This window comes from Streptomyces sp. SDT5-1, from assembly GCF_052245995.1.
Taxonomy (GTDB): domain Bacteria; phylum Actinomycetota; class Actinomycetes; order Streptomycetales; family Streptomycetaceae; genus Streptomyces.
Genome location: NZ_CM125963.1, coordinates 1,456,064 through 1,475,438, shown reverse-complemented (window position 1 = coordinate 1,475,438; position 19,375 = coordinate 1,456,064). Strand labels below are relative to the sequence as shown.

Sequence of the window (19,375 nt, the reverse complement as noted above, 5' to 3'; positions counted from 1 at the left end):
TGTCTTTCAAGACTCTTGCAGCAAAGTTGCCGCAAGCGATACCGTCACGCGGCGCGCACCGGGGCCGCCTCCCCGGCCCCGGGCCGCGCACCCAAGAGCCCTGATTCCGCGAGGAGTTCACGCCTTGAGCCGCAGATCCCGCCGTACGACTCCGAGACGGGCCGCCGCGTACACCGCGGCCGCCGCGCTCCTCGTGACGCTTGCCCAGCCCCTGGCGGCCCGCGCCGCCGCGCCCCCGGCACCGCCCTCCGACGCGAAACTCGCCGCCGAACCGGCGCGCCACGACCTCACCCGCGAGCAGTACTACTTCGTGCTCCCGGACCGCTTCGCCAACGGCGACACCGGCAACGACAAGGGCGGCCTCACCGGCTCCCGCCTCGCGACCGGCCACGACCCCACCGACAAGGGCTTCTACCAGGGCGGTGACCTCAAGGGCCTGACGGACCGCCTCGACTACATCAAGGACCTCGGGACGACGGCCATATGGCTCGCCCCGATCTTCAAGAACAAGCCCGTGCAGGGCGAGGGCAAGGACGCATCGGCCGGCTACCACGGCTACTGGATCACCGACTTCACCCAGGTCGACCCGCACTTCGGCAGCAACGCCGACCTCAAGACCCTCATATCCAAGGCCCACGCCAAGGGCATGAAGGTCTTCTTCGACGTCATCACCAACCACACCGCCGACACCGTCGACTACGCCGAGAAGAAGTACGGCTACCGCACCAAGGGCGCCTACCCGTACCTCGACACCAAGGGCCGCCCCTTCGACGACAGCAAGGGCGTGACCGCCAAGGTCGACCAGGACTCGTTCCCGTACACGCCCAAGAACACCGGCGAGATGGTGCCGTCCTGGCTCAACGACCCGACGATGTACCACAACAGGGGCGACTCCACCTGGGAGGGCGAGTCGACCACCTACGGCGACTTCTCCGGCCTCGACGACCTGTGGACCGAACGCCCCGAGGTCGTCTCCGGCATGGAGAAGATCTACGAGAAGTGGGTGCGGGACTTCGCCGTCGACGGCTTCCGCATCGACACCACCAAGCACGTGAACATGGGCTTCTGGACGCAGTGGGCGACGGCGCTCGACAAGTACGCCGCCGCGCACGGCCGCAAGGACTTCTTCATGTTCGGCGAGGTCTACTCCGCCGACACCGACGTCACCTCCCCGTACGTCACCCGGGGCCGCCTCGACGCGACGCTCGACTTCCCGTTCCAGGACGCGGCCCGCGCCTACGCCTCGCAGGGCGCCTCCGCCGACAAGCTCGCCAAAGTCTTCGCCGACGACTACAAGTACGCCACCGACAAGGCGAACGCGTACGAGCAGGTCACCTTCCTCGGCAACCACGACATGGGCCGCATCGGCACCTTCCTGAAGTCCGACAACCCCAAGGCGTCCGACGCCGAGCTGGTGAAGCGGGACCGGCTCGCCAACGAGCTGATGTTCCTCTCGCGCGGCAACCCCGTCGTCTACTACGGCGACGAGCAGGGCTTCACCGGCGCGGGCGGCGACAAGGACGCCCGCCAGACGATGTTCGGCTCGAAGGTCGCCGACTACCTCGACGACGACGAGCTGGGCACGGACCGCACGCACGCCGACGACGCGTACGACACCAAGCACCCGCTGTTCAGGTCGATCGCCGCCCTGTCGAAGCTCCGCAAGGACAACCCGGCGCTCGCCGACGGGGCGCAGAAGGAGCTGTACGCGAAGGACTCGGTGTACGCCTTCTCGCGCACCGGCGACGACCGCGAGTACGTCGTCGCCGTGAACAACGCGAACGAGGCGAAGACGGTCGAGCTGCCGGTGGAGTCGGCCAAGTTCCGTACTCTGTACGGCGGTTCCGGCGTCGAGTCGGCGTCCGGCGGCCGTGTGAAGGTCACCGTGCCCGCCCTGTCCTCGCTGGTCCTGCGCGCCGAGTCGAAGCTCCCCGCGCCGGCCGTGCAGCCCACGCTGTCCCTGAAGGCCCCGGCCGCCGGGGCCACCGGCACGGTCACGCTCTCCGCCGACCCCGGGGACACCGCCTCGGCCCGCGTCGTCTTCGCCGCCCAGGTCGGCAACGGCGCATGGCGCACCCTCGGATCCGTCGACCACGCCCCGTACCGGATCACGCAGCACATCGCCGACACGGTGTCCGCGGGGACGCCGCTGCGGTACAAGGCAGTCGTGGTGGACCGCGCCGGACGCACCGCGAGCGCCCTCGCCGACACGACGGCGGGGCAGCCGCCCGCGCCCGAGAAGCCGACGGCCGTCGACCGCGATCACGCCGTCGTCCACTACAAGCGGGCCGACGGCGACTACGACGACGTGCGCCTGAAGTCCGGCGACACCACCGCCGAGTTCGTCGGCCGTGACGCCTACGGCGCGTTCGCCTGGGTGAAGGTCCCCGACGGCGCGAGCTCGGTGACGTACACGATCGAGAAGTCCGGCACCGCCGACGGGCCGCAGCGCACCATCGAGCTGGGGAAGACCGGCGAAGTCTGGACCGAGCAGGGCAAGGAAGGGCAGGAGACCGCGCGGCCCGACGGTGTCCATCCGCCGCAGGACGCCAAGAAGGCCGTCATCCACGTGCATCGCCCCGACGGCGACTACGACGGCTGGGGCCTGCACACCTGGACCGGCGCCGCGAACCCCACCGACTGGTCGAAGCCGCTCGAGCCCACCGGCAAGGACGCCTACGGCCTGACCTTCGAGGTGCCGCTGGCCGACGGCGCGACCTCGCTCAGCTACATCCTCCACAAGGGCGACGAGAAGGACATCGCCACGGACCGCTCCCTCGACTTCGCCACCTACGGCAAGGAGGTGTGGCTGAACTCCGGTGACACCAGCTACCTCCTCCCGTCCGTGGGATCCGGCGCCGACCTCGACCTGTCGAAGGCCGAGGCGCAGTGGATCGACGCCGACACCGTCGTCTGGAAGGTGAAGGCCACCGCCGCCACCAGCCAGCAGCTGGTGTACGCGCCGGAGGGCGGCATCGGCGTGGAGGACGGGGCGCTGACCAGCGAGGGGCGGTGGCTGCGCCTGAACCCCGGTGACCTGACCGACGCGCAGAAGGCGAAGTACCCCCACCTCAAGGACTATCCGGCGTTCACCGTCGACGCGCGCGACCGCGACCGGGTGCGCGAGGCGCTGCGCGGCCAGCTGATCGCCACGCAGCGGGCGGCGAACGGGGCGCTCCTCGCGGCCACCGGCGTGCAGACCGCGGGCGTCCTCGACGCCACGTACGGAGACGCCGCGCAGAAGGCCGCCCTCGGACCGGTCTTCAAGAACGGCAAGGTGACCCTGTCGGTATGGGCGCCGACCGCCCGCGACGTCTCCCTCGAACTCGGCGGCAAGCCCGTCGCGATGCGCCGCGACGACAGGACCGGCGTATGGGCCGTGACCGGCAGCGCGTCCGCGTGGCGTGGCGAGGAGTACCGGTACGCCGTGAAGGTGTGGGCGCCCAGCGTCCAGAAGCTCGTCACGAACAAGGTGACCGACCCGTACTCCGTGGCGCTCACCGCGAACTCGGAACGCAGTCTGGTCGTCGACCTGGGTGACAAGTCACTCGCCCCCAAGGGCTGGTCCGGCCTCGCCAAGCCGAAGGCCGTCCCCATGAAGGACGCCCAGATCCAGGAACTCCACGTCCGTGACTTCTCGGCCGAGGACGCCACGACACCGGCCGAGGACCGCGGCACGTACAACGCCTTCGGTGACAAGAACAGCGACGGCTCGAAGCACCTGCGCGCCCTCGCCGAGTCCGGCACCTCGTACGTGCACCTGCTCCCGGCCTTCGACATCGCGACGATCCCCGAGAAGAAGTCCGAACAGTCCACGCCCGACTGCGACCTGAAGGCGTACGCGCCCGACAGCGACAAGCAGCAGGAGTGCGTCGGCAAGGCGGCTGCGAAGGACGCCTACAACTGGGGCTACGACCCGTACCACTACACCGTCCCCGAAGGCTCGTACGCGAGCGACCCCGACGGCACGCAGCGCACCGTCGAGTTCCGCGACATGGTCAAGTCGCTGAACCAGGACGGACTGCGCGTCGTCATGGACGTCGTCTACAACCACACGGCCTCGGCAGGACAGGACAAGACGTCCGTCCTCGACCGGATCGTGCCCGGCTACTACCAGCGGCTCATGGCGGACGGCTCGGTGGCGAACTCCACCTGCTGCTCCAACACGGCGCCCGAGAACACCATGATGGGCAAGCTGGTCGTCGACTCGATCGTCACCTGGGCCAAGGAGTACAAGGTCGACGGCTTCCGCTTCGACCTCATGGGCCACCACCCGAAGGCCAACATCCTGGCCGTCCGCAAGGCCCTCGACGCTCTGACCCTGGAGAAGGACGGCGTCGACGGCAAGAAGATCATCCTCTACGGGGAGGGCTGGAACTTCGGCGAGGTCGCCGACGACGCCCGCTTCGAGCAGGCCACGCAGAAGAACATGGCCGGCACCGGCATCGCCACGTTCTCCGACCGGGCGCGCGACGCCGTGCGCGGCGGCTCCCCGTTCGACGAGGACCCGGGCGTCCAGGGCTTCGCCTCCGGCCTCTACACCGACCCCAACTCGTCGAAGGCGAACGGCACGTCGGCCGAGCAGAAGGCCCGGCTCCTGCACTACCAGGACCTCATCAAGGTGGGCCTGTCGGGGAACCTGGCGGCGTACGAGTTCACCGACACGGCGGGGGAGAAGGTGAAGGGCTCCGGCGTCGACTACAACGGCGCGCCCGCCGGATACGCCGCCGCGCCCGGCGACGCCCTCGCCTACGCCGACGCGCACGACAACGAGTCGCTGTACGACACGCTGACGTACAAGCTGCCCGCGTCGACGAGCGCGGCGGACCGCTCCCGGATGCAGGTGCTCGCGATGGCGACGGCCGCCCTCTCCCAGGGGCCCGCGCTCTCGCAGGCGGGCACCGACCTGCTGCGCTCGAAGTCGCTCGACCGCAACTCGTTCGACAGCGGCGACTGGTTCAACGCGATCCACTGGGACTGCCGCGCGGGCAACGGCTTCGGCCGCGGCCTGCCGATGGCCGCCGACAACAAGGCCAAGTGGCCGTACGCGAAGCCGCTGCTGTCCTCGGTGAAGGTGCCGGGCTGCGCGGAGATCGAGGGCGCCTCCGCCGCCTACCAGGACCTCCTGAAGATCCGCACCGCCGAGCCGGCGTTCCACCTGTCGACGGCGGCCGAGGTCCAGAAGGCGCTGTCCTTTCCGCTCTCCGGCAAGGACGAGACACCGGGCGTCATCACGATGCGGCTCGGCGACCTCGTGATCGTGTTCAACGCGACGCCCGAGCGGCAGAAGCAGCGGGTCGCCGACGCGGCGGGCACGGCGTACCGGCTGCATCCGGTGCAGGCCGACGGTGCGGACGACACCGTGAAGTCGTCCGCGTACAGCAAGGACACCGGCACGTTCGAGGTGCCCGCCCGCAGCGTGGCGGTGTTCACCCGCTGACCCACGGGACGGATGATCGACAGCCAAACTGTGCAGCCAAGGTTGCACAGTCTTGGCTGTCGATCTAGCGTGGAGGCATGAACGACGACAGCGCGACGGTCGAGGAGCTCGCGGTCCGGGCGACCGACGAGGTGTGGGTGATCATCAGCAGGCTCCGCCGCAGGCTGATGGCGCTCGACGTGGATCCGGAGGGCGAGCTGTCGCCCGCGCAGGCCTCCGTGCTCTCCCGGCTCGACAAGTACGGGCCCGCCACCGCCAGCGACCTCGCGGCGATCGAGAACGTCCGGCCGCAGTCCATGGCCAAGCACGTCATCGCCCTGGAGGAGCGCGGCCTCGTCGAGCGGCACCAGGACCCCGAGGACGGCAGGCGCCGCGTCGTCGCGCTCACCGACGCGGGGCGCGAGCGCCGACAGGGCGTGCGCAGGGCCCGCCAGGCGTGGCTCGCCGGGCGGCTCGCCGAGCACGGCAGCGCGGAACAGCTGCGCGCCGTGATCACCGCGATGGCGCTGCTCGACGAAGCGACGCAGGCATGAGCGGCATAGCCCAGCGCGTCCGCGGCGCACGGAAGCGGGGCGCGGTCGACGGATTCGACCGGCGTCTCGTCGCGCCGATGATCCTCGGGTCGATCCTCAACCCGATCAACTCGTCGATGCTCGCGGTCGCGCTCGTCCCGATCGGCCACGCCTTCGGCGTCCCGCCCTCGCAGACGGCCTGGCTGGTCTCCGCCCTCTACCTCGCCACCGCCGTCGGCCAGCCGGTGATCGGCCGGCTCGTCGACGCGTTCGGGCCGCGCAGGCTCTATCTGCTCGGCACCGCGCTCGTCGGCGTCGCGGGCCTGCTCGGCGTGCTCGCGCCGAGCTTCTGGGTGCTGATCGTCTCCCGTGTCCTCCTCGGCTTCGGCACCTCCGCCGCGTACCCGGCCTCCATGTATCTGCTGCGTACCGAGTCCGAGCGCACCGGCCTGAAGAGCCCCAGCGGCATCCTCGCCGCGCTGTCGGTCTCCAACCAGGTCATCGCCGTCATCGGCCCGACCCTCGGCGGCGTGCTCATCGGACTCGGCGGCTGGCACCTCATCTTCGCCATCAACGTGCCGCTGGCCCTCGCCTGCCTCGTCCTCGGCGCGCTGCGGCTGCCGAGATCCGTCCGGGCGGGCCGTGACACCGACGCCGTGGCGTCGGCGGACGTGCCCGGCATGCTGCTGTTCGCCGGCTCGCTCACCGCGTTCATGCTCTTCCTCACGGCGCCCGGCACCGCGCACTGGTACCTGCCGGTGATCGGCCTGGCCGCCGGAGCCGTCTTCGCCCGCAGGGAGCTGGCCTCCCGCGACCCGTTCATCGACCTCCGCGTCCTCATCGGCAACACCCCGCTGCTCGCCACGTACGCACGCCAACTCCTCGCCTACACCACGTCGTACGCCTTCCTGTACGGCTACAGCCAGTGGCTCCAGGACGGCCGCGGTCTCGGCCCCGAGCAGGCCGGTCTGCTGCTGCTCCCGATGTCCCTCATGGCCATCGGCGTCACCGTCCTCACCGGACGCAGCCCGCAGGTGCGGGGCAAGCTGTACGTCGGCGGCATCGCCCAACTCGCCGGTGTCACCGCTCTGCTGGGCCTCGGCTCCGACAGTCCGATCTGGCTCCTCGTGGTCGTCGGCGCGCTCTTCGGTGTCCCGCAGGGTCTCGTCGGGCTCGCCAACCAGAACGCCCTCTACGCGCAGGCCGACCCCGAGCGCACCGGCGCCTCCGCCGGGCTCCTGCGCACCTTCAGCTACCTCGGCGCGCTGCTCGCCTCCGCCGCCAACGCCGCCTTCTTCAAGGGCGGCGCCGACACGGCGGGACTGCACGAACTGGCGTGGACGCTCGTCGTCGTCTCCGTGCTGCTGCTCCTGGTGACCTCGGTCGACCGGGCGCTGCGCCGCGTGGGCCGGGACTGAAACCCCGTCCCCACCCTCTCAACCCGCCTCGTACCAAAGGAACGTCACGTGCCTCTCACGACCCTCGACCCCAGGACCGCCCTCGTCGTCGTCGACCTCCAGAAGGGCCTCATGGGCGTGTCCGGCGCCCCGCACCCCGTGTCCGACGTCGTCGACCGCAGCGCCCGCCTCGCCGACGCCTTCCGCGCCGCGGGGCTCCCCGTCGTCCTCGTCCGCGTCACGTTCGCGGCCGACGGATCCGACGCCGTACCCGGCCGCACCGAGACCCCCGGCAGCGGCCGCGCCATGCCCGAGGGGTGGGACGAGATCACCGACGCGCTCGCCGGGCACCCGCAGGACATCACCGTCACCAAGCGGAACTGGTCGGCCTTCTACGGCACCGACCTCGACCTCCATCTGCGTCGCCGCGGCATCACCCAGGTCGTCCTCACCGGCGTCGCCACCAGCATCGGCGTCGAGTCCACGGCCCGCGCCGCCCACGAACACGGCTACCACGTCACCCTCGCCACCGACGCCATGACCGACCTCGACCCGGAGGCGCACCGCGGCAGCGTCGAGCGGATCTTCCCGCGCCTGGGGGAGACCGGCACCACCGACGACGTCCTGAAGCTGCTCGCCCCGACGCACTGAGCCGCGCCCCGGTCCCTCACAGCCCGTCGGTCGCGCCGTACGCTGCGTGTGTTCGTAGCGGTCGACGGAAGGTGAGTTGCGGGGCATGCGGTTTCAGGAACGTACGAGGGTCGGGCGGTTGGCGCGGGCGGTGGCGCCCGCCGCGCTCGCGGCGCTGCTGCTCACGGGCTGTCAGGGCGTGGACGGCGGCGGGTCCGAGGACTCGGCGCACGGCGCGGAACCCTCGAAGTCGGCCGGCGCGGGCTCCGGCGGCGCTGCCCAGGAGGGCACCCTGCCCGGCGTGCCCGGCGCGGACCAGGCCCGCGACGAACTCGCGGAACTGAAGGTGGCGCCGCACGGATCGATGTCCGGCTACAGCCGCGACAAGTTCCCGCACTGGGCCGAGCAGGGCGACAACTGCTCCACCCGCGAAGCCGTCCTCAAGCGCGACGGCAAGGACGTGAAGACGGACGACGAGTGCCGCGCCGTCTCGGGGAACTGGGTCAGCGTCTACGACGGAGAAAGGTTCACTCAGTCCGAGGACCTCGACATCGACCACACCGTGCCGCTCGCCAACGCCTGGCGTTCGGGCGCCGACAAGTGGACCCAGGAGGAGCGCAAGGCGTTCGCCAACGACCTGGAGCACCCGCAGCTCCTGTCGGTGTCCGCGCACTCCAACCGCTCCAAGGGCGACCAGGGCCCCGACGAGTGGCAGCCGGAGTCCAAGGACTACTGGTGCACGTACGCCCGCTCGTGGGTGTCGGTGAAGTCGACGTACGAACTGACCGTCACCGACGCGGAGAAGAAGGAGCTGACGACGATGCTGGGAACGTGTTCCGCATGAGCGCCGACAAGGACGGGAAGGCCGAGTCCCTCACCGGCCAGGTGCACGCGGGCCCCGGCGGCGCCATGACCGACGAGGTCGGCGTGATCACCGGGGACCTCACCGTCAGCACGATCCGCGAGTCCGGCGACCGGGCCCGGATCGCCATCCAGTACACCGACGCCGACGAGTGGTACACCCTCACCGGCAGCCCCGCCGCCGTGCCGGAGGACGGCCTGGCCGCCCTGCACGAGACGGTGCTGCGCGACGTCGAGCGCGGCGGCGGCGCCGTCACCCCCGGGTCTCGAAGCTCCGACGGGGATTGACCCGCAGGATCGTGTCGATGTCGTCCTTGGACACCCCCTTCTCGGCGAGGGCGGGCAGCACGTCCTCGCTGATGTGCCGATAGTTCCAGTGCGGGGCGACCTCGGCACGGTCCACGTCGCCGAACCAGTCGATGACGCACGAGGCGTCGTGCGAGATCGTGATCCGGTCCGTGTAGCCGCGGCGCACCAGCTCGACGATCGTGTCCACACGCTGCTCGGTGGTGAGCGGGGCGTCGAGCCCGAAGCGGTCCATGCCGAGGTACGAACCGGCGTCGGCGAGCCGCATCAGATAGTCGAGGTCGTCGCTGTCCCCGGAGTGCCCGACGATGACGCGGGACAGGTCGACGCCCTCCTCCGCGAGCACCCGCTGCGCGACGAGCCCCGACTCCGACGCCGGATGGGTGTGCACCGTGATCGGCGCCCCGGTGGCCACCGACGCCTGCCCGACCGCCCGCATGGCGCGCTCCACGCCGGGCGTGAGGCCCTGCTCCTCGATCGCGCACTTGAGGAACGCGGCGCGCACACCGGTGTCCGCGATGCCCTCGGTGAGGTCCTTCACGAACAGGTCGACGAGCGGCTCGGGACCGCCGAACAGCGTGCCCGGTCCGTGGTAGTGGAACTGGAACGGCAGATCGTCGTACGTGTAGAGGCCGGTCGCCGGGACGATGTTGAGGTCGGTGCGCGCGGCGATCGTCTGGATGCGGGGGATGTACCGGCCGAGGCCGAGCACCGTCGGGTCGAGGATCGTGTCGATGCCGAGCCCCTTGAGCTCGTTCAGCTGGGCGACCGCGTCGTCGACGACGGCCTGCTCGTCCCATCGCGCGTAGTTCTGCCGGAACTCCTCGCCGACGATGACGACGTGTTCGTGGACGAGTACGTTCCCGAGTTCGCTGGAGTCGATCGGTCCGCGGACCGTCCAGACCTCCGTCATCGGCACACCTCTCGACGGGGACGTCGGAGTTGACGTCGGATTCAAGGTGAGCCGAGCGTGCAGCCGGGCTCCCGCGGCCGTCAAGGTGCGCGACGGGAGTGATCGCGATGTGGCCCGCCGGGCGGAGTCTCCAGGGCGGTGGGGGCGCCCCGAAGTCCGGCCGACGAGCGACTCAGAGGCGGCGGATCCAGGCGGCGGCGCCGTGGCCCACCACGAGGTAGATCACCGCGGGCAGCGCGTTGTTGAAGAAGACCCGCAGTCCCTCGGTGTCCATGGTGAAGATGTCCTGCGCCCAGCCGGACAGCCAGTCGGCCATGTCGTGCACGAACTCGACGAACACGTTCGCCTGGTTGGCGTCCAGCAGGTACAGCACGATCCACAGGCCGAGGAAGACCGCGGCGATGTCGGCGAGCGTGTGCACCAGCAGCGCGAGCCGGTCCTGGCCGCGCCCGCTGCGGTTGCGCACCGGACGGCCCGACGGGGTGAACCCGGAGTTCTGCCCGTAGCCGGTGTGCGGCACCGGCTCGTACGGGATGTCGGGGTCCTGGCGGTACGCGGACTGCTGCCGCGGGGGCGGCGGCGGGCCGTCGTACGGACGGGGGCCGTGCTGCGGCGGCGGTGCGTCGTGCGGACGCGGGCCGCCGTACAGCGGGGCGGTGTCGCCGCCTTGAGAGGGGTATGGGCCGTTGTGAGGCGGCCTGTTCGGGCCGGGGCCGTATGGGGCATTGTTGGGTATGCCGTCGTTGGGGTGAGTCACGGGCGGCATGTTGCCCGTCGCGCGCGGTCGAAACCCGCTTCACCGCCACTTCACAGACACCGCGCATCGCGGGGTTTCCGGTCGGGCGCGGTGACCGGTTGTGCCGACTGGGCAGATGGTCCGGCGGCGGGCCGTGACACCGAGCCGTCGCTGTGCCAATGGCCCAGTGGATCCGGCCACTGTTGAACCACAGGCCCCTCTGCTGCTGAAATGGAGGCGTCGATGGCGCTGCGGACCCCGGGAGGGTCTCCGCGGCGCCTTTTCCATGTCGGGAGCACGCGCGGTACGGAAGGGGCGGGGCACTTGCTGAAGAGGGCGTTCGTGGCGGCGGACCCGGGACGGATACGGCTGCGCTTCGCGGCGCGAGCAGTTCTGGGGATCGGGCTCGCCGTCGCGCTGTGCGGCGCCGTCGGACACTCGCTGCCGGGCGCGATCACGGGCGGGCTCGCCGCGCTGCTCGCGCTGTTCACGGTCACCGACGCGACCGTGCGCGGGCAGGCCGTCACCACCGCGCTGCTGCCGGTCGTCGGCCTGCCGGTGCTCGCGCTCGCCGCCGCCCTGCACGACGCCCCGGTCGCCCGCGACCTCGCCTTCCTCGCCGTCGTCGGAGCGGGCGTGTACGCGCGGAGGTGGGGGCCGCGCGGGCACTCGCTCGGCGTCTTCGCGTTCATGACGTTATTCGCCGCCCAGTTCCTGCACACCGTGCCCCGGATGCTGCCCGAACTGTACGTCGCCGTGCTGCTCTCGCTCGGCGCGGCTGCGACCGTACGGTTCGGGGTCTGGTGCTACGAGCGGCGGCTCCCGGCACCCGTCGCCGTGCCCGCGCCGACCGGGGGGACGGGGCTCGCGCGGATCACGACGCGGCAGGCCGTGCAGGCGACCGCGGGGGCGGCCTTCGCGCTCGGCGTCGGGCAGCTGCTCTCGGACCAGCGGTGGTACTGGGCCGTGGGCGCCACGTGGTGGGTGTTCGTGGCGACGACGTCGCGCGGCGAGACCGTGGTGCGCGGATTCCGCCGGTTCCTGGGCACGGTGCTCGGCATCGTCCTCGGGTTCCTGGTCGCCGTGCCGCTGCACCACCACGCGGTGGCCGCCGCCGTCATCGTCGCGATCAGCGTCTTCGGGATCTTCTACACCGCCCACGTCTCGTACACGTGGATGATGCTCGCGGTCACCGTCATGGCGAGCATGCTGTACGGGCTGCTGGGCGTGCTCGACCCGGCGCTCCTCGCCCTCCGGGTGGCGGAGACGGCGGTCGGGTCGCTGGGCGCCGTGCTCGCGGTGCTGCTCCTGCTGCCGGTGACCACGCACTCCGTGACCGAGGCGTGGGTCGAGCGGGCCCTGCGGTGCGTGCACGCGTGCACGGCGGAGGCGGCGGCGCGGCTGGGCGGCGACACGAGCGCGGACCCCGCGCCGCGCGTCGCCGAACTGGAACACATCCTCGGGCGCGTCCGGCTCTCGCTGTCGCCGCTCGTGCATCCGCTGAGCCTGATGAAGGCGCGCAAGGGACGGGCCCGGCAGGTGCTCGCGCTGCTCGACGAGTGTGCGCGGGAGGTGCGGGGGCTCGCGTCCGTCGCGGCCGACCCGGAGGCGTCGCACGACGTGCGGCTCGCGGCGGCGTGCCAGCGGGTGGAGGCGGCGGTCGAGTCCCTCACGGCGCCCGCGCCGAACGGGGGTGTGGCGGTGCCGCCGGCGGTGGACGTGGAGCATCCGGTGCTGGCGCATGTGCATGCGCTGGAGCGCGCCTTGGCCGAACTGGCGGTTCCGCTCCGCCGGGCGTAGCGGTTTCCTGTCGCGCGGCGCCGCGCTCGCACCCCAGGGGCTCCGCCCCCGGCCCCCCTGGTCCTCAATCGCCGGACGGGCTTGGATTGTGGTCCCGCGCCGCCGATGGGCCTGGTCACCCTGCGGGCTTGTCCTCAATCGCCGGGCGGGCTTGATTGTGTGGTCCTGTGCCGCCGATGGGTTGGTCGGGCCCGGGGTTTGTCTTCGAACGCCGGACGGGCTCGATGGTGATCTCGCACTGCCGTTCGTCCCGTCGGCCCCGGGGGCTCCTCAGTCGTCGAACGCCGAGCCGGCTTGACCTGGTGGTCCCGCGCGGCTGATGGATCTGTCGCCCGGGCGGCCTCAAGCGCCGGGCGGGCTTGATTCGGTGGTCTCGCGCCGCTGACCGGTCTGTCCTCCATCGTGGGACAGGCTTGAGTTGCTGGTCTCGCGTCGATGGCCGGTCTGTCGCCCGTCGGGCCCGCGTTCACGTGCCCAGCGGGCTTGAAGTCGGGGGCCCGTACGCGGGTGTCCGCCGGGCCGGGGCTCGTGGTCCTAGACGGTCGACGCGGGTGGAGGCGCGGTCGCCGTCAGGACCTTCTGGAGGCCGGTCTGGAGGTCCCGGGTGAAGTACGTGGGGCGTTCCAGGGACGGGAAGTGGCCGCCGGATGTGGGTTCGGTCCAGTGGACGATGGTGCGGTAGCGGTGTTCCGCCCAGGGGCGGGGGGTCTTCTCGATGTCGCGGGGGTACATGGTGATCGCCGCGGGGACGTCGACGCGGAGGCCGGGGTCCAGGGACGCGTGGCTCTCGTAGTAGATGCGGGCCGCCGACGCGCCGGAGCGGGTCAGCCAGTACAGGGTGACGTCGTCGAGGATCCGGTCCCGGGAGATCGTCTCGAAGGGGCTGTCGACCGTGTCCGACCAGTCGGCGAACTTGTCGAGGATCCACGCGAGGAGCCCGACCGGCGAGTCCACCAGCGCGTAGCCGATGGTCTGCGGTCGGCTCGCCTGCTGCTTCGCGTACGCCGCTCGGTGGTGCCAGAAGTCGTGGGTCTCCTCGGTCCAGCGGCGTTCGGTCTCCGTGAGGCCCTCCGTCGACAGGCCGGGCGGCGCCTCCGCGAAGAGCGTGTGGACGCCGATGACGTGGTCGGGGTGACGGCCGCCGAGCACCGTGGTGATGTTGCCGCCCCAGTCGCCGCCGTGCGCCAGGAAACGGTCGTACCCGAGCCGCCCCATCAGCTCCACCCACGCCGCCGCGATCCGCTCGGTGCCCCAGCCGGTCGTGGCCGGCTTGTCGCTGTAGCCGAAGCCCGGCAGCGAGGGCGCCACGACGTGGAACGCCGGCGCCTGCGCGTCTTCCGGATCCGCCAGCTCGTCCACCACGTCGACGAACTCCGCGACGCTTCCGGGCCACCCGTGCGTCATGAGCAGGGGAGTGGCGTCCGCGCGCGGCGACCTGCGGTGCAGGAAGTGGATGCCGAGGCCGTCGATGGTCGTCCGGAACTGGCCGATCCGGTTGAGGCGGGCCTCGAACGGCCGCCAGTCGTACGTCGTCCGCCAGTACGTCACCACGTCGGTCAGGTCGGCGAGGGGGACGCCCTGCGACCAGCGGTCCGGGCCAGGATCCGCACCCCGCACCGTTTCGGGTTCCGGCAGGCGTGCGGCGGCGAGGCGGGCCCGCAAGTCGTCCAGCTCGGCATCGGTCGCTCGCGCTTCGAACGGTTGTACGTCCATCACGGCCTCCTGGCCTCCTGGCGTCGTGGAACCGGCTAAGACGGTTCTAGCAAGGTTCCGCGCCGCACCGCAACCGCCTAAGGTGGTTCCATGCGTGCTGAGTTCCCCGAGTTCCGCCTCGGGAAGGTGCTGGCGACGAGCTTCACGGCGACACTGACGGAGCGCCGCGGCGAACCCGTCGAGCGGATCCCCGTGCCCCAGCGGCTCGTCGACTGGCTGGCGGTGTACGGCCTCGACGTGGCGTCCTGCACCGACGCCCAGCTCGATCGCGCCCGCGAGCTGCGGGAGGCGATCCACGCCGCCGCCACCGCGGGTGCGCTCCAGGAACCCCTCCCCGCGCCCGCCGTCGACGTCATCAACGCGTGCAGCACGCAGGGCGCGGCCGCCGCCGTCCTGACGCCCGACGGCGAGCGCCGCTGGCGGCTCGGCCCCGACGCCCGCGTGGAGGACGCTCTCGGCGTGGTCGCCGCCGACGCGATCGACATCCTCGCGGGCGAACGCGACGGAAAGCTCGCCCTGTGCGCGTCGCCCACCTGCCGCGCCGCCTTCTTCGACGCGAGCCAGAGCAGGTCCCGCCGCTGGTGCGAGATGAACACCTGTGGCAACCGGCAGAAGAAGGCGCGGTTCAACGCCAACAGGCGCGGGAGGCAGGCCGAGGGCTGAGGGGGCGTGTTCGAGGCGTCGCGCGCCCCCGAACAGTTCCTCGCGCTCCCGGTGCCTGCGGAACCCGCCGCCCGCCGCACCCGACTTGTGGTTGTCTCGCGCCAACGACCAGCTGGGAGTGCACCATGCGTAGCAACCTGCGCCGGAACGGCACGCGAGCCGCCGAGAACGCCACGGACCGGAGGGACGCCGCACCGCCCGACGCCGCCGGCTGGCTCGCCCTCGCCCCGCACCGGAACCCCGCATCCCGCACCCCCGAAACACCCCGCCACGACCGCTGCCCGGTCACCGCCGACGGCGCCCGCCCCCGCCCCGCCGCCCCGCGCGGCACCGGCGAAGTCGCCCACGCCGCCGCCGCGTTCATCCGCAGGCACCACGCCGAGCAGGACCTCGGCGACCCCGCACCCCGCATCGCCGAGGTCGACGCGGAGCTCGCCGCCACCGGCACGTACACCCACACCCCGCGCGAACTCGCCTTCGGCGCCCGCGTCGCCTGGCGCAACGCCAACCGCTGCATAGGCCGCCTCTACTGGCAGTCCCTGCGCGTCCGCGACCTGCGCCACCTCACCACCGCCGAGGAGATCGCCGAGGCCTGCGCCGACCATCTGCGCGAGGCGGCGCCCGGCGGCCGGATCCGCCCCCTCATCACCGTCTTCGCCCCGGACCTGCCGGGCCGCCCCGGCCCCCGCATCTGGAACGAACAACTCGTCCGCTACGCCGGATACGTGCAGCGCGACGGCCACGTCGTCGGCGATCCGCGCGGCGCGGGACTCACCGCGTACGCCCGCGACCTCGGCTGGCGCGGCGGCGACGGCACCCCCTTCGACGTACTGCCGCTGCTCGTCCAGGACGACCCGCACCGCCCGCCCCGCTGCTTCGACCTGCCGCCGGACGCCGTCCTCGAAGTGCCGCTCCACCACCCGGAGTTCGACTGGTGGTCCGGGCTCGGGCTGCGCTGGCACGCGGTCCCCGCCCTCGCCAACATGTGCCTGGAGATCGGCGGCGTCTGCTACGGCGCCGCCCCCTTCAACGGCTGGTACATGGGCACGGAGATAGGCGCCCGGAACCTCGCCGACACCGACCGCTACAACCTGCTGCCCTACCTCGCCGACCGCCTCGGCCTCGACACCTCCACCGACCGCTCCCTGTGGAAGGACCGCGCGCTCGTCGAGCTGAACCGCTCCGTGCTGCACTCCTTCGACGCCGCGGGCGTCACCATGACCGACCACCACACCGAGTCCCGCCGCTTCCTCACCCACGTGGCCCGCGAGGAGTCCCGCGGCCGCACCGTCGGCGCCGACTGGTCCTGGATCGTGCCGCCGCTCTCCGGCTCCACCACCCCGGTCTTCCACCGCACCTACGACGACGCGCCGAGCACCCCCGGCTACGTCCACCACCCCGAAGCCCTCGCCCGCGCCCGCGGCGAGGCACCGCCACAGGAACCAACCGCGCGGCCCTGGCGGGACCTGCTCTGACCCTCCCCGCGCACCCCGCTGCTACCGTCGGCGGCACGGGCGCCCGGCCCGTACGCCGAAAGGGGACGCAGTGACCGCGAGTCAGACAGGGCGGGCCTACATCGGATCGTTCACCGCGGCCGGCGGGCGCGGCATCGTGACCGCGGCGCACGACCGCAGGGACGGCTCGCTCACCCTCCTCGACGCCACGGACGAACTCCCCGACCCGTCGTACCTGACGCTGTCCCGCGCGGGCGACCTGCTGTACGCGGTGAGCGAGACGGAGGACGGGGCGGTCGCCGCCTTCCGCACGGACTCGGCGCCGCTCGCGCTCGCCGCGCCGCCCGTCCAGGTCGACGGCGCGAGCCCCACCCACCTGTCCGTCTGGGACGGCCACGTACTGACCGCCAACTACGGCTCGGGCAGCGTCAGTTCCGTCCCGCTGCGCGCCGACGGCATCCCCGGGACCATCGCCGCTGCCCACCGGCACACCGGCTCGGGCCCGCATCCGCAGCGCCAACAGGCCCCGCACGCCCACCAGATCCTGCCCGACCCGACCGGCACCTGGGCCCTCGCCGTCGACCTGGGCACCGACTCCGTCCACACGTACGCGAAGGGGCCCGAGGGCGACGGACTGCGCCCGCACCACGAGACGGCCCTGCGCCCCGGATCGGGCCCCCGCCACCTGGCCTTCCACCCCTCGGGCGACTACGTGTACGTGCTCAACGAACTCGCCCCGACGCTGACGGTCTGCGCGTGGGACGCCACGGACGGCGTGCTGAAGCCGCTCACCGAGATCCCGGTCCTGACGGGGGCGCCGGCCGGGGACGCGTACCCTTCGGCGATCGTCGTCGACTCCGACGGCCGCTTCCTGTGGACGGCCACGCGCGGCGCCGACCTGCTCTCCCTCTTCGCCCTCGACACGAGCGGCGAGCAGCCGACGCTCCACGGCACCGTCCCGTGCGGCGGCAACTGGCCGCGCGACCTGGCCCTCGACCCGTCGGGGCGCTACCTCTACGCCGCGAACGAGCGCTCGGGCGACGTCACCTGGTTCGCCCTGGACCACGCCTCGGGCGTCCCGGTCCGCGGCGGCAGCGTCCCCGTACCGTCCCCGTCCTGCGTGGTCTTCGCCTAGACCGCGGGCTCCGCCACGCCGAGGAGGTAGTTCTCGGAGGCGGGGCGCACCGTGGCCGCCCAGCCGAGGGAGGCCAGGTCGCCGGTGAGCGCCTCGGCGTCGTGGAAGACCTTCACGATGCGGTACCGGCTGCCGTCGTCCAGCTCCCGCACGGCGGCCGGGCTCGACTCGCCCGTCAGCAGCTCCTCCTGCGCGGCCATCGGCGGGCCGTCGTCGACGAATACCACCTTGCCGCCCGGGGCGAGGGAGGCGGCGACCGAGCTCCAGAAACCCGGCATCCGGGCGGGCGGCACGTGCGACAGCCAGAAACCGAAGAACACGGTGTCGTAGCGCCGCTGAGGCCGCCACTCGAACAGATCGGCCTGCTCGAAGCGGACGTTGGGCGCCGACACCCGCTCCCGTGCGATGGCCAGGACCTCCGGCGACGCGTCGACCGCGGTCACGGACGTCACCCGCGGCGCGAACAGGGCGGTCCACTGCCCCGTCCCGCAGGCCAGCTCGAGCACGTCCCCGCCGACCGGCCACTGCGCACTGGACCGCATCAGCTCCCGCAGGTCGGCGCGTTCCGCATAAGGCCGGTCGTACTCGGGCGCCCTTGCCCGGTAGTAAGCCATCTGTTCCGTCACCAAGGCGTCATCGAGGCTCATCCCCCGACCGTAACGGCCGAAGATCACCGTCGTCAGCCATAGGCAGAACAAAGGGGCCCGGGACACCGTCCCAGGCCCCACCCCCCGACCGCTCAGCCGCCGGAGGCAACCGGCTGGGGCGTGATCCCCAGCGCCGTCGTGTACTTGGCCAGCGCGAGCTTGCCCATCGCCGGGTACGCCCCCAGCGGCTCCGCCACGGCGCACCCCGCGTCCTTGGCGGCGGCCTCGAGGACGGCCGGGTCGAGCTCGGGCCCGACGAGATACGGCGCGAGCGCCAGCTGCTGCGAACCGGAGCCGCGCAGCTGCTCCGCGGTGGCGGCGACCGCCCCCTCCTCGTCGAGCGCGGCGGCCATCACCGGCACGGCGAGCCGCGCGGCGAGCAGCATCCCGGTGATCCCGGCGGCCTGCACGGCCTCCTCGCCGCCTATCGACGCGAGGATGATGCCGTCGGCCGCCGTGGTCACGGCGAACAGCCGGGCGCGGTCGGCGCGCGCCAGACCGGCCTCGGACAGCCGCACGTGCAGCGCCTCCGCGAGCAGCGGGTGCGGGCCGAGCACGTCGGTGAGCTCCGCGGCGACGCGGCTGTCGGCGATGGCCTGCCGGATCTGCCGCAGCTGGGCGTTGTCGGGCCCCGCGAGCAGCGGCACGACGACCCCGACGGGCCCGGCCGGCTCCTGCGCCTCGACGCCGGCCGCGAGCGCCTGCTCGTAGCGGGCGGTGCGCTCCTTCGCGGCGTGCGCGAGCACGGACGCCAGCGAGGGGAACTCCGCGGAGATCGGGAAGTCGGTGAGCTCGCCCTCCACGAAACCGACCCGCGCGTCCAGGCCGGGCAGCTCGGAACGGGCGATGCTCACCACCTCGTCGGCGAGCATGCGCGTGGCGGCGCTGGGCGTGCCGGGCACCGCGAGCACAAGGGACGGCGCGCCCTCGGGGGCGGCCACGGGTTCCGGACGACGGTGGCGTCCGGGCTGTCGGGGTCGCGGCATTCGTACGGGCAGGCCGGATGCGGGCCCAGTGGGGGTGCTCATGGCGCCGCATGCTACTGGCTCGACCGGCTTCGTTGTTCGGTCAGGGTGCAGCTGAGCGGTATCCGTCCGAGATTGTCCTTTCAGTTACGAATTCTGCAAGTGTCCTGGTCCGGAGGGGTGTGCGGCGCATTGAAAGTGAA

15 protein-coding genes are annotated in these 19,375 nt (G+C 72.0%); 10 read left to right on the top strand and 5 right to left on the bottom strand.

Annotated features, from left to right (window positions below; translation table 11 throughout):
* The first annotated feature begins 124 nt into the window (after window positions 1-124).
* The 6 genes from pulA (at window position 125) to ACTWJ8_RS06930 (ending at window position 9,128) form a co-directional block, all read left to right on the top strand.
* On the top strand, window positions 125-5,440 hold the full coding sequence (pulA, locus tag ACTWJ8_RS06955) for a pullulanase-type alpha-1,6-glucosidase (RefSeq protein WP_443263314.1): 5,316 nt from the start codon (window positions 125-127) through the stop codon (window positions 5,438-5,440).
* Window positions 5,441-5,517: 77 nt separating this feature from the next.
* Entirely contained in the window at window positions 5,518-5,973 is a 456-nt protein-coding gene (locus ACTWJ8_RS06950; RefSeq protein WP_356383625.1) for a MarR family winged helix-turn-helix transcriptional regulator, read from the top strand.
* Entirely contained in the window at window positions 5,970-7,370 is a 1,401-nt protein-coding gene (locus ACTWJ8_RS06945) for an MFS transporter (protein WP_356383628.1), read from the top strand. The genes ACTWJ8_RS06950 and ACTWJ8_RS06945 overlap by 4 nt, the downstream gene beginning before the upstream one ends.
* Before the next feature lie 48 nt (window positions 7,371-7,418).
* Entirely contained in the window at window positions 7,419-8,000 is a 582-nt protein-coding gene (locus ACTWJ8_RS06940) for a hydrolase (RefSeq protein WP_443263313.1), read from the top strand.
* 85 nt (window positions 8,001-8,085) lie between these two features.
* On the top strand, window positions 8,086-8,823 hold the full coding sequence (locus ACTWJ8_RS06935) for an HNH endonuclease family protein (protein WP_443263312.1): 738 nt from the start codon (window positions 8,086-8,088) through the stop codon (window positions 8,821-8,823).
* Complete coding sequence (locus tag ACTWJ8_RS06930) at window positions 8,820-9,128, top strand: hypothetical protein (protein WP_356383637.1); 309 nt, start codon at window positions 8,820-8,822, stop codon at window positions 9,126-9,128. Before ACTWJ8_RS06935 ends, ACTWJ8_RS06930 begins: the two co-directional genes overlap by 4 nt.
* Here ACTWJ8_RS06930 and ACTWJ8_RS06925 read toward each other — a convergent pair.
* Window positions 9,094-10,059 carry a phosphotriesterase family protein gene (locus tag ACTWJ8_RS06925; protein ID WP_443263311.1) on the bottom strand — a complete coding sequence of 322 codons (966 nt, stop codon included), beginning with the start codon at window positions 10,057-10,059 and terminating at the stop codon, window positions 9,094-9,096. The genes ACTWJ8_RS06930 and ACTWJ8_RS06925 overlap by 35 nt on opposite strands.
* A 172-nt stretch (window positions 10,060-10,231) precedes the next feature.
* Entirely contained in the window at window positions 10,232-10,525 is a 294-nt protein-coding gene (locus ACTWJ8_RS06920) for a hypothetical protein (protein ID WP_356383880.1), read from the bottom strand.
* Window positions 10,526-11,119: 594 nt separating this feature from the next.
* Here ACTWJ8_RS06920 and ACTWJ8_RS06915 point away from each other — a divergent pair.
* Window positions 11,120-12,595, top strand: a complete 1,476-nt coding sequence (locus ACTWJ8_RS06915; protein ID WP_443263310.1) for an FUSC family protein — start codon at window positions 11,120-11,122, stop codon at window positions 12,593-12,595.
* 534 nt (window positions 12,596-13,129) lie between these two features.
* Here ACTWJ8_RS06915 and ACTWJ8_RS06910 read toward each other — a convergent pair.
* Window positions 13,130-14,308, bottom strand: coding sequence for an epoxide hydrolase family protein (locus ACTWJ8_RS06910; RefSeq protein ID WP_443263309.1), 1,179 nt, complete (start codon window positions 14,306-14,308; stop codon window positions 13,130-13,132).
* Window positions 14,309-14,398: 90 nt separating this feature from the next.
* On the opposite strand from ACTWJ8_RS06910, the gene ACTWJ8_RS06905 reads away from it, so the two are divergent.
* The 3 genes from ACTWJ8_RS06905 to ACTWJ8_RS06895 all read left to right on the top strand — a co-directional run bounded on the left by ACTWJ8_RS06905 (window position 14,399) and on the right by ACTWJ8_RS06895 (window position 17,560).
* Window positions 14,399-14,971, top strand: a complete 573-nt coding sequence (locus ACTWJ8_RS06905; protein ID WP_443263308.1) for a CGNR zinc finger domain-containing protein — start codon at window positions 14,399-14,401, stop codon at window positions 14,969-14,971.
* Between the two features lie 125 nt (window positions 14,972-15,096).
* The gene (locus ACTWJ8_RS06900; protein ID WP_443263307.1) at window positions 15,097-16,446 is read left to right on the top strand and encodes a nitric oxide synthase oxygenase; all 1,350 of its coding nucleotides are present in this window, start codon (window positions 15,097-15,099) and stop codon (window positions 16,444-16,446) included.
* A gap of 70 nt (window positions 16,447-16,516) precedes the next feature.
* Window positions 16,517-17,560 carry a lactonase family protein gene (locus ACTWJ8_RS06895; RefSeq protein WP_356383654.1) on the top strand — a complete coding sequence of 348 codons (1,044 nt, stop codon included), beginning with the start codon at window positions 16,517-16,519 and terminating at the stop codon, window positions 17,558-17,560.
* On the opposite strand, the gene ACTWJ8_RS06890 is transcribed toward ACTWJ8_RS06895, so the two are convergent.
* Together ACTWJ8_RS06890 and ACTWJ8_RS06885 are read right to left on the bottom strand one after the other, a co-directional pair.
* Window positions 17,557-18,207, bottom strand: coding sequence for a class I SAM-dependent methyltransferase (locus ACTWJ8_RS06890; protein ID WP_356383656.1), 651 nt, complete (start codon window positions 18,205-18,207; stop codon window positions 17,557-17,559). The two genes, ACTWJ8_RS06895 and ACTWJ8_RS06890, sit on opposite strands and share 4 nt — an antisense overlap.
* A gap of 92 nt (window positions 18,208-18,299) precedes the next feature.
* The gene (locus ACTWJ8_RS06885) at window positions 18,300-19,235 is read right to left on the bottom strand and encodes a sirohydrochlorin chelatase (RefSeq protein ID WP_356383659.1); all 936 of its coding nucleotides are present in this window, start codon (window positions 19,233-19,235) and stop codon (window positions 18,300-18,302) included.
* Window positions 19,236-19,375: the final 140 nt, after the last annotated feature.

Bases quoted from the DNA above. Each gene is read 5' to 3' on its own strand.
- ACTWJ8_RS06905 (WP_443263308.1), top strand. From the start codon at position 14,399: ATGCGTGCTGAGTTCCCCGAGTTCCGCCTCGGGAAGGTGCTGGCGACG.
- ACTWJ8_RS06930 (WP_356383637.1), top strand. From the start codon at position 8,820: ATGAGCGCCGACAAGGACGGGAAGGCCGAGTCCCTCACCGGCCAGGTG.
- ACTWJ8_RS06890 (WP_356383656.1), bottom strand. From the start codon at position 18,207: ATGAGCCTCGATGACGCCTTGGTGACGGAACAGATGGCTTACTACCGG.
- ACTWJ8_RS06900 (WP_443263307.1), top strand. From the start codon at position 15,097: ATGCGTAGCAACCTGCGCCGGAACGGCACGCGAGCCGCCGAGAACGCC.
- ACTWJ8_RS06945 (WP_356383628.1), top strand. From the start codon at position 5,970: ATGAGCGGCATAGCCCAGCGCGTCCGCGGCGCACGGAAGCGGGGCGCG.
- ACTWJ8_RS06935 (WP_443263312.1), top strand. From the start codon at position 8,086: ATGCGGTTTCAGGAACGTACGAGGGTCGGGCGGTTGGCGCGGGCGGTG.
- ACTWJ8_RS06910 (WP_443263309.1), bottom strand. From the start codon at position 14,308: ATGGACGTACAACCGTTCGAAGCGCGAGCGACCGATGCCGAGCTGGAC.
- ACTWJ8_RS06950 (WP_356383625.1), top strand. From the start codon at position 5,518: ATGAACGACGACAGCGCGACGGTCGAGGAGCTCGCGGTCCGGGCGACC.
- ACTWJ8_RS06925 (WP_443263311.1), bottom strand. From the start codon at position 10,059: ATGACGGAGGTCTGGACGGTCCGCGGACCGATCGACTCCAGCGAACTC.
- ACTWJ8_RS06885 (WP_356383659.1), bottom strand. From the start codon at position 19,235: ATGAGCACCCCCACTGGGCCCGCATCCGGCCTGCCCGTACGAATGCCG.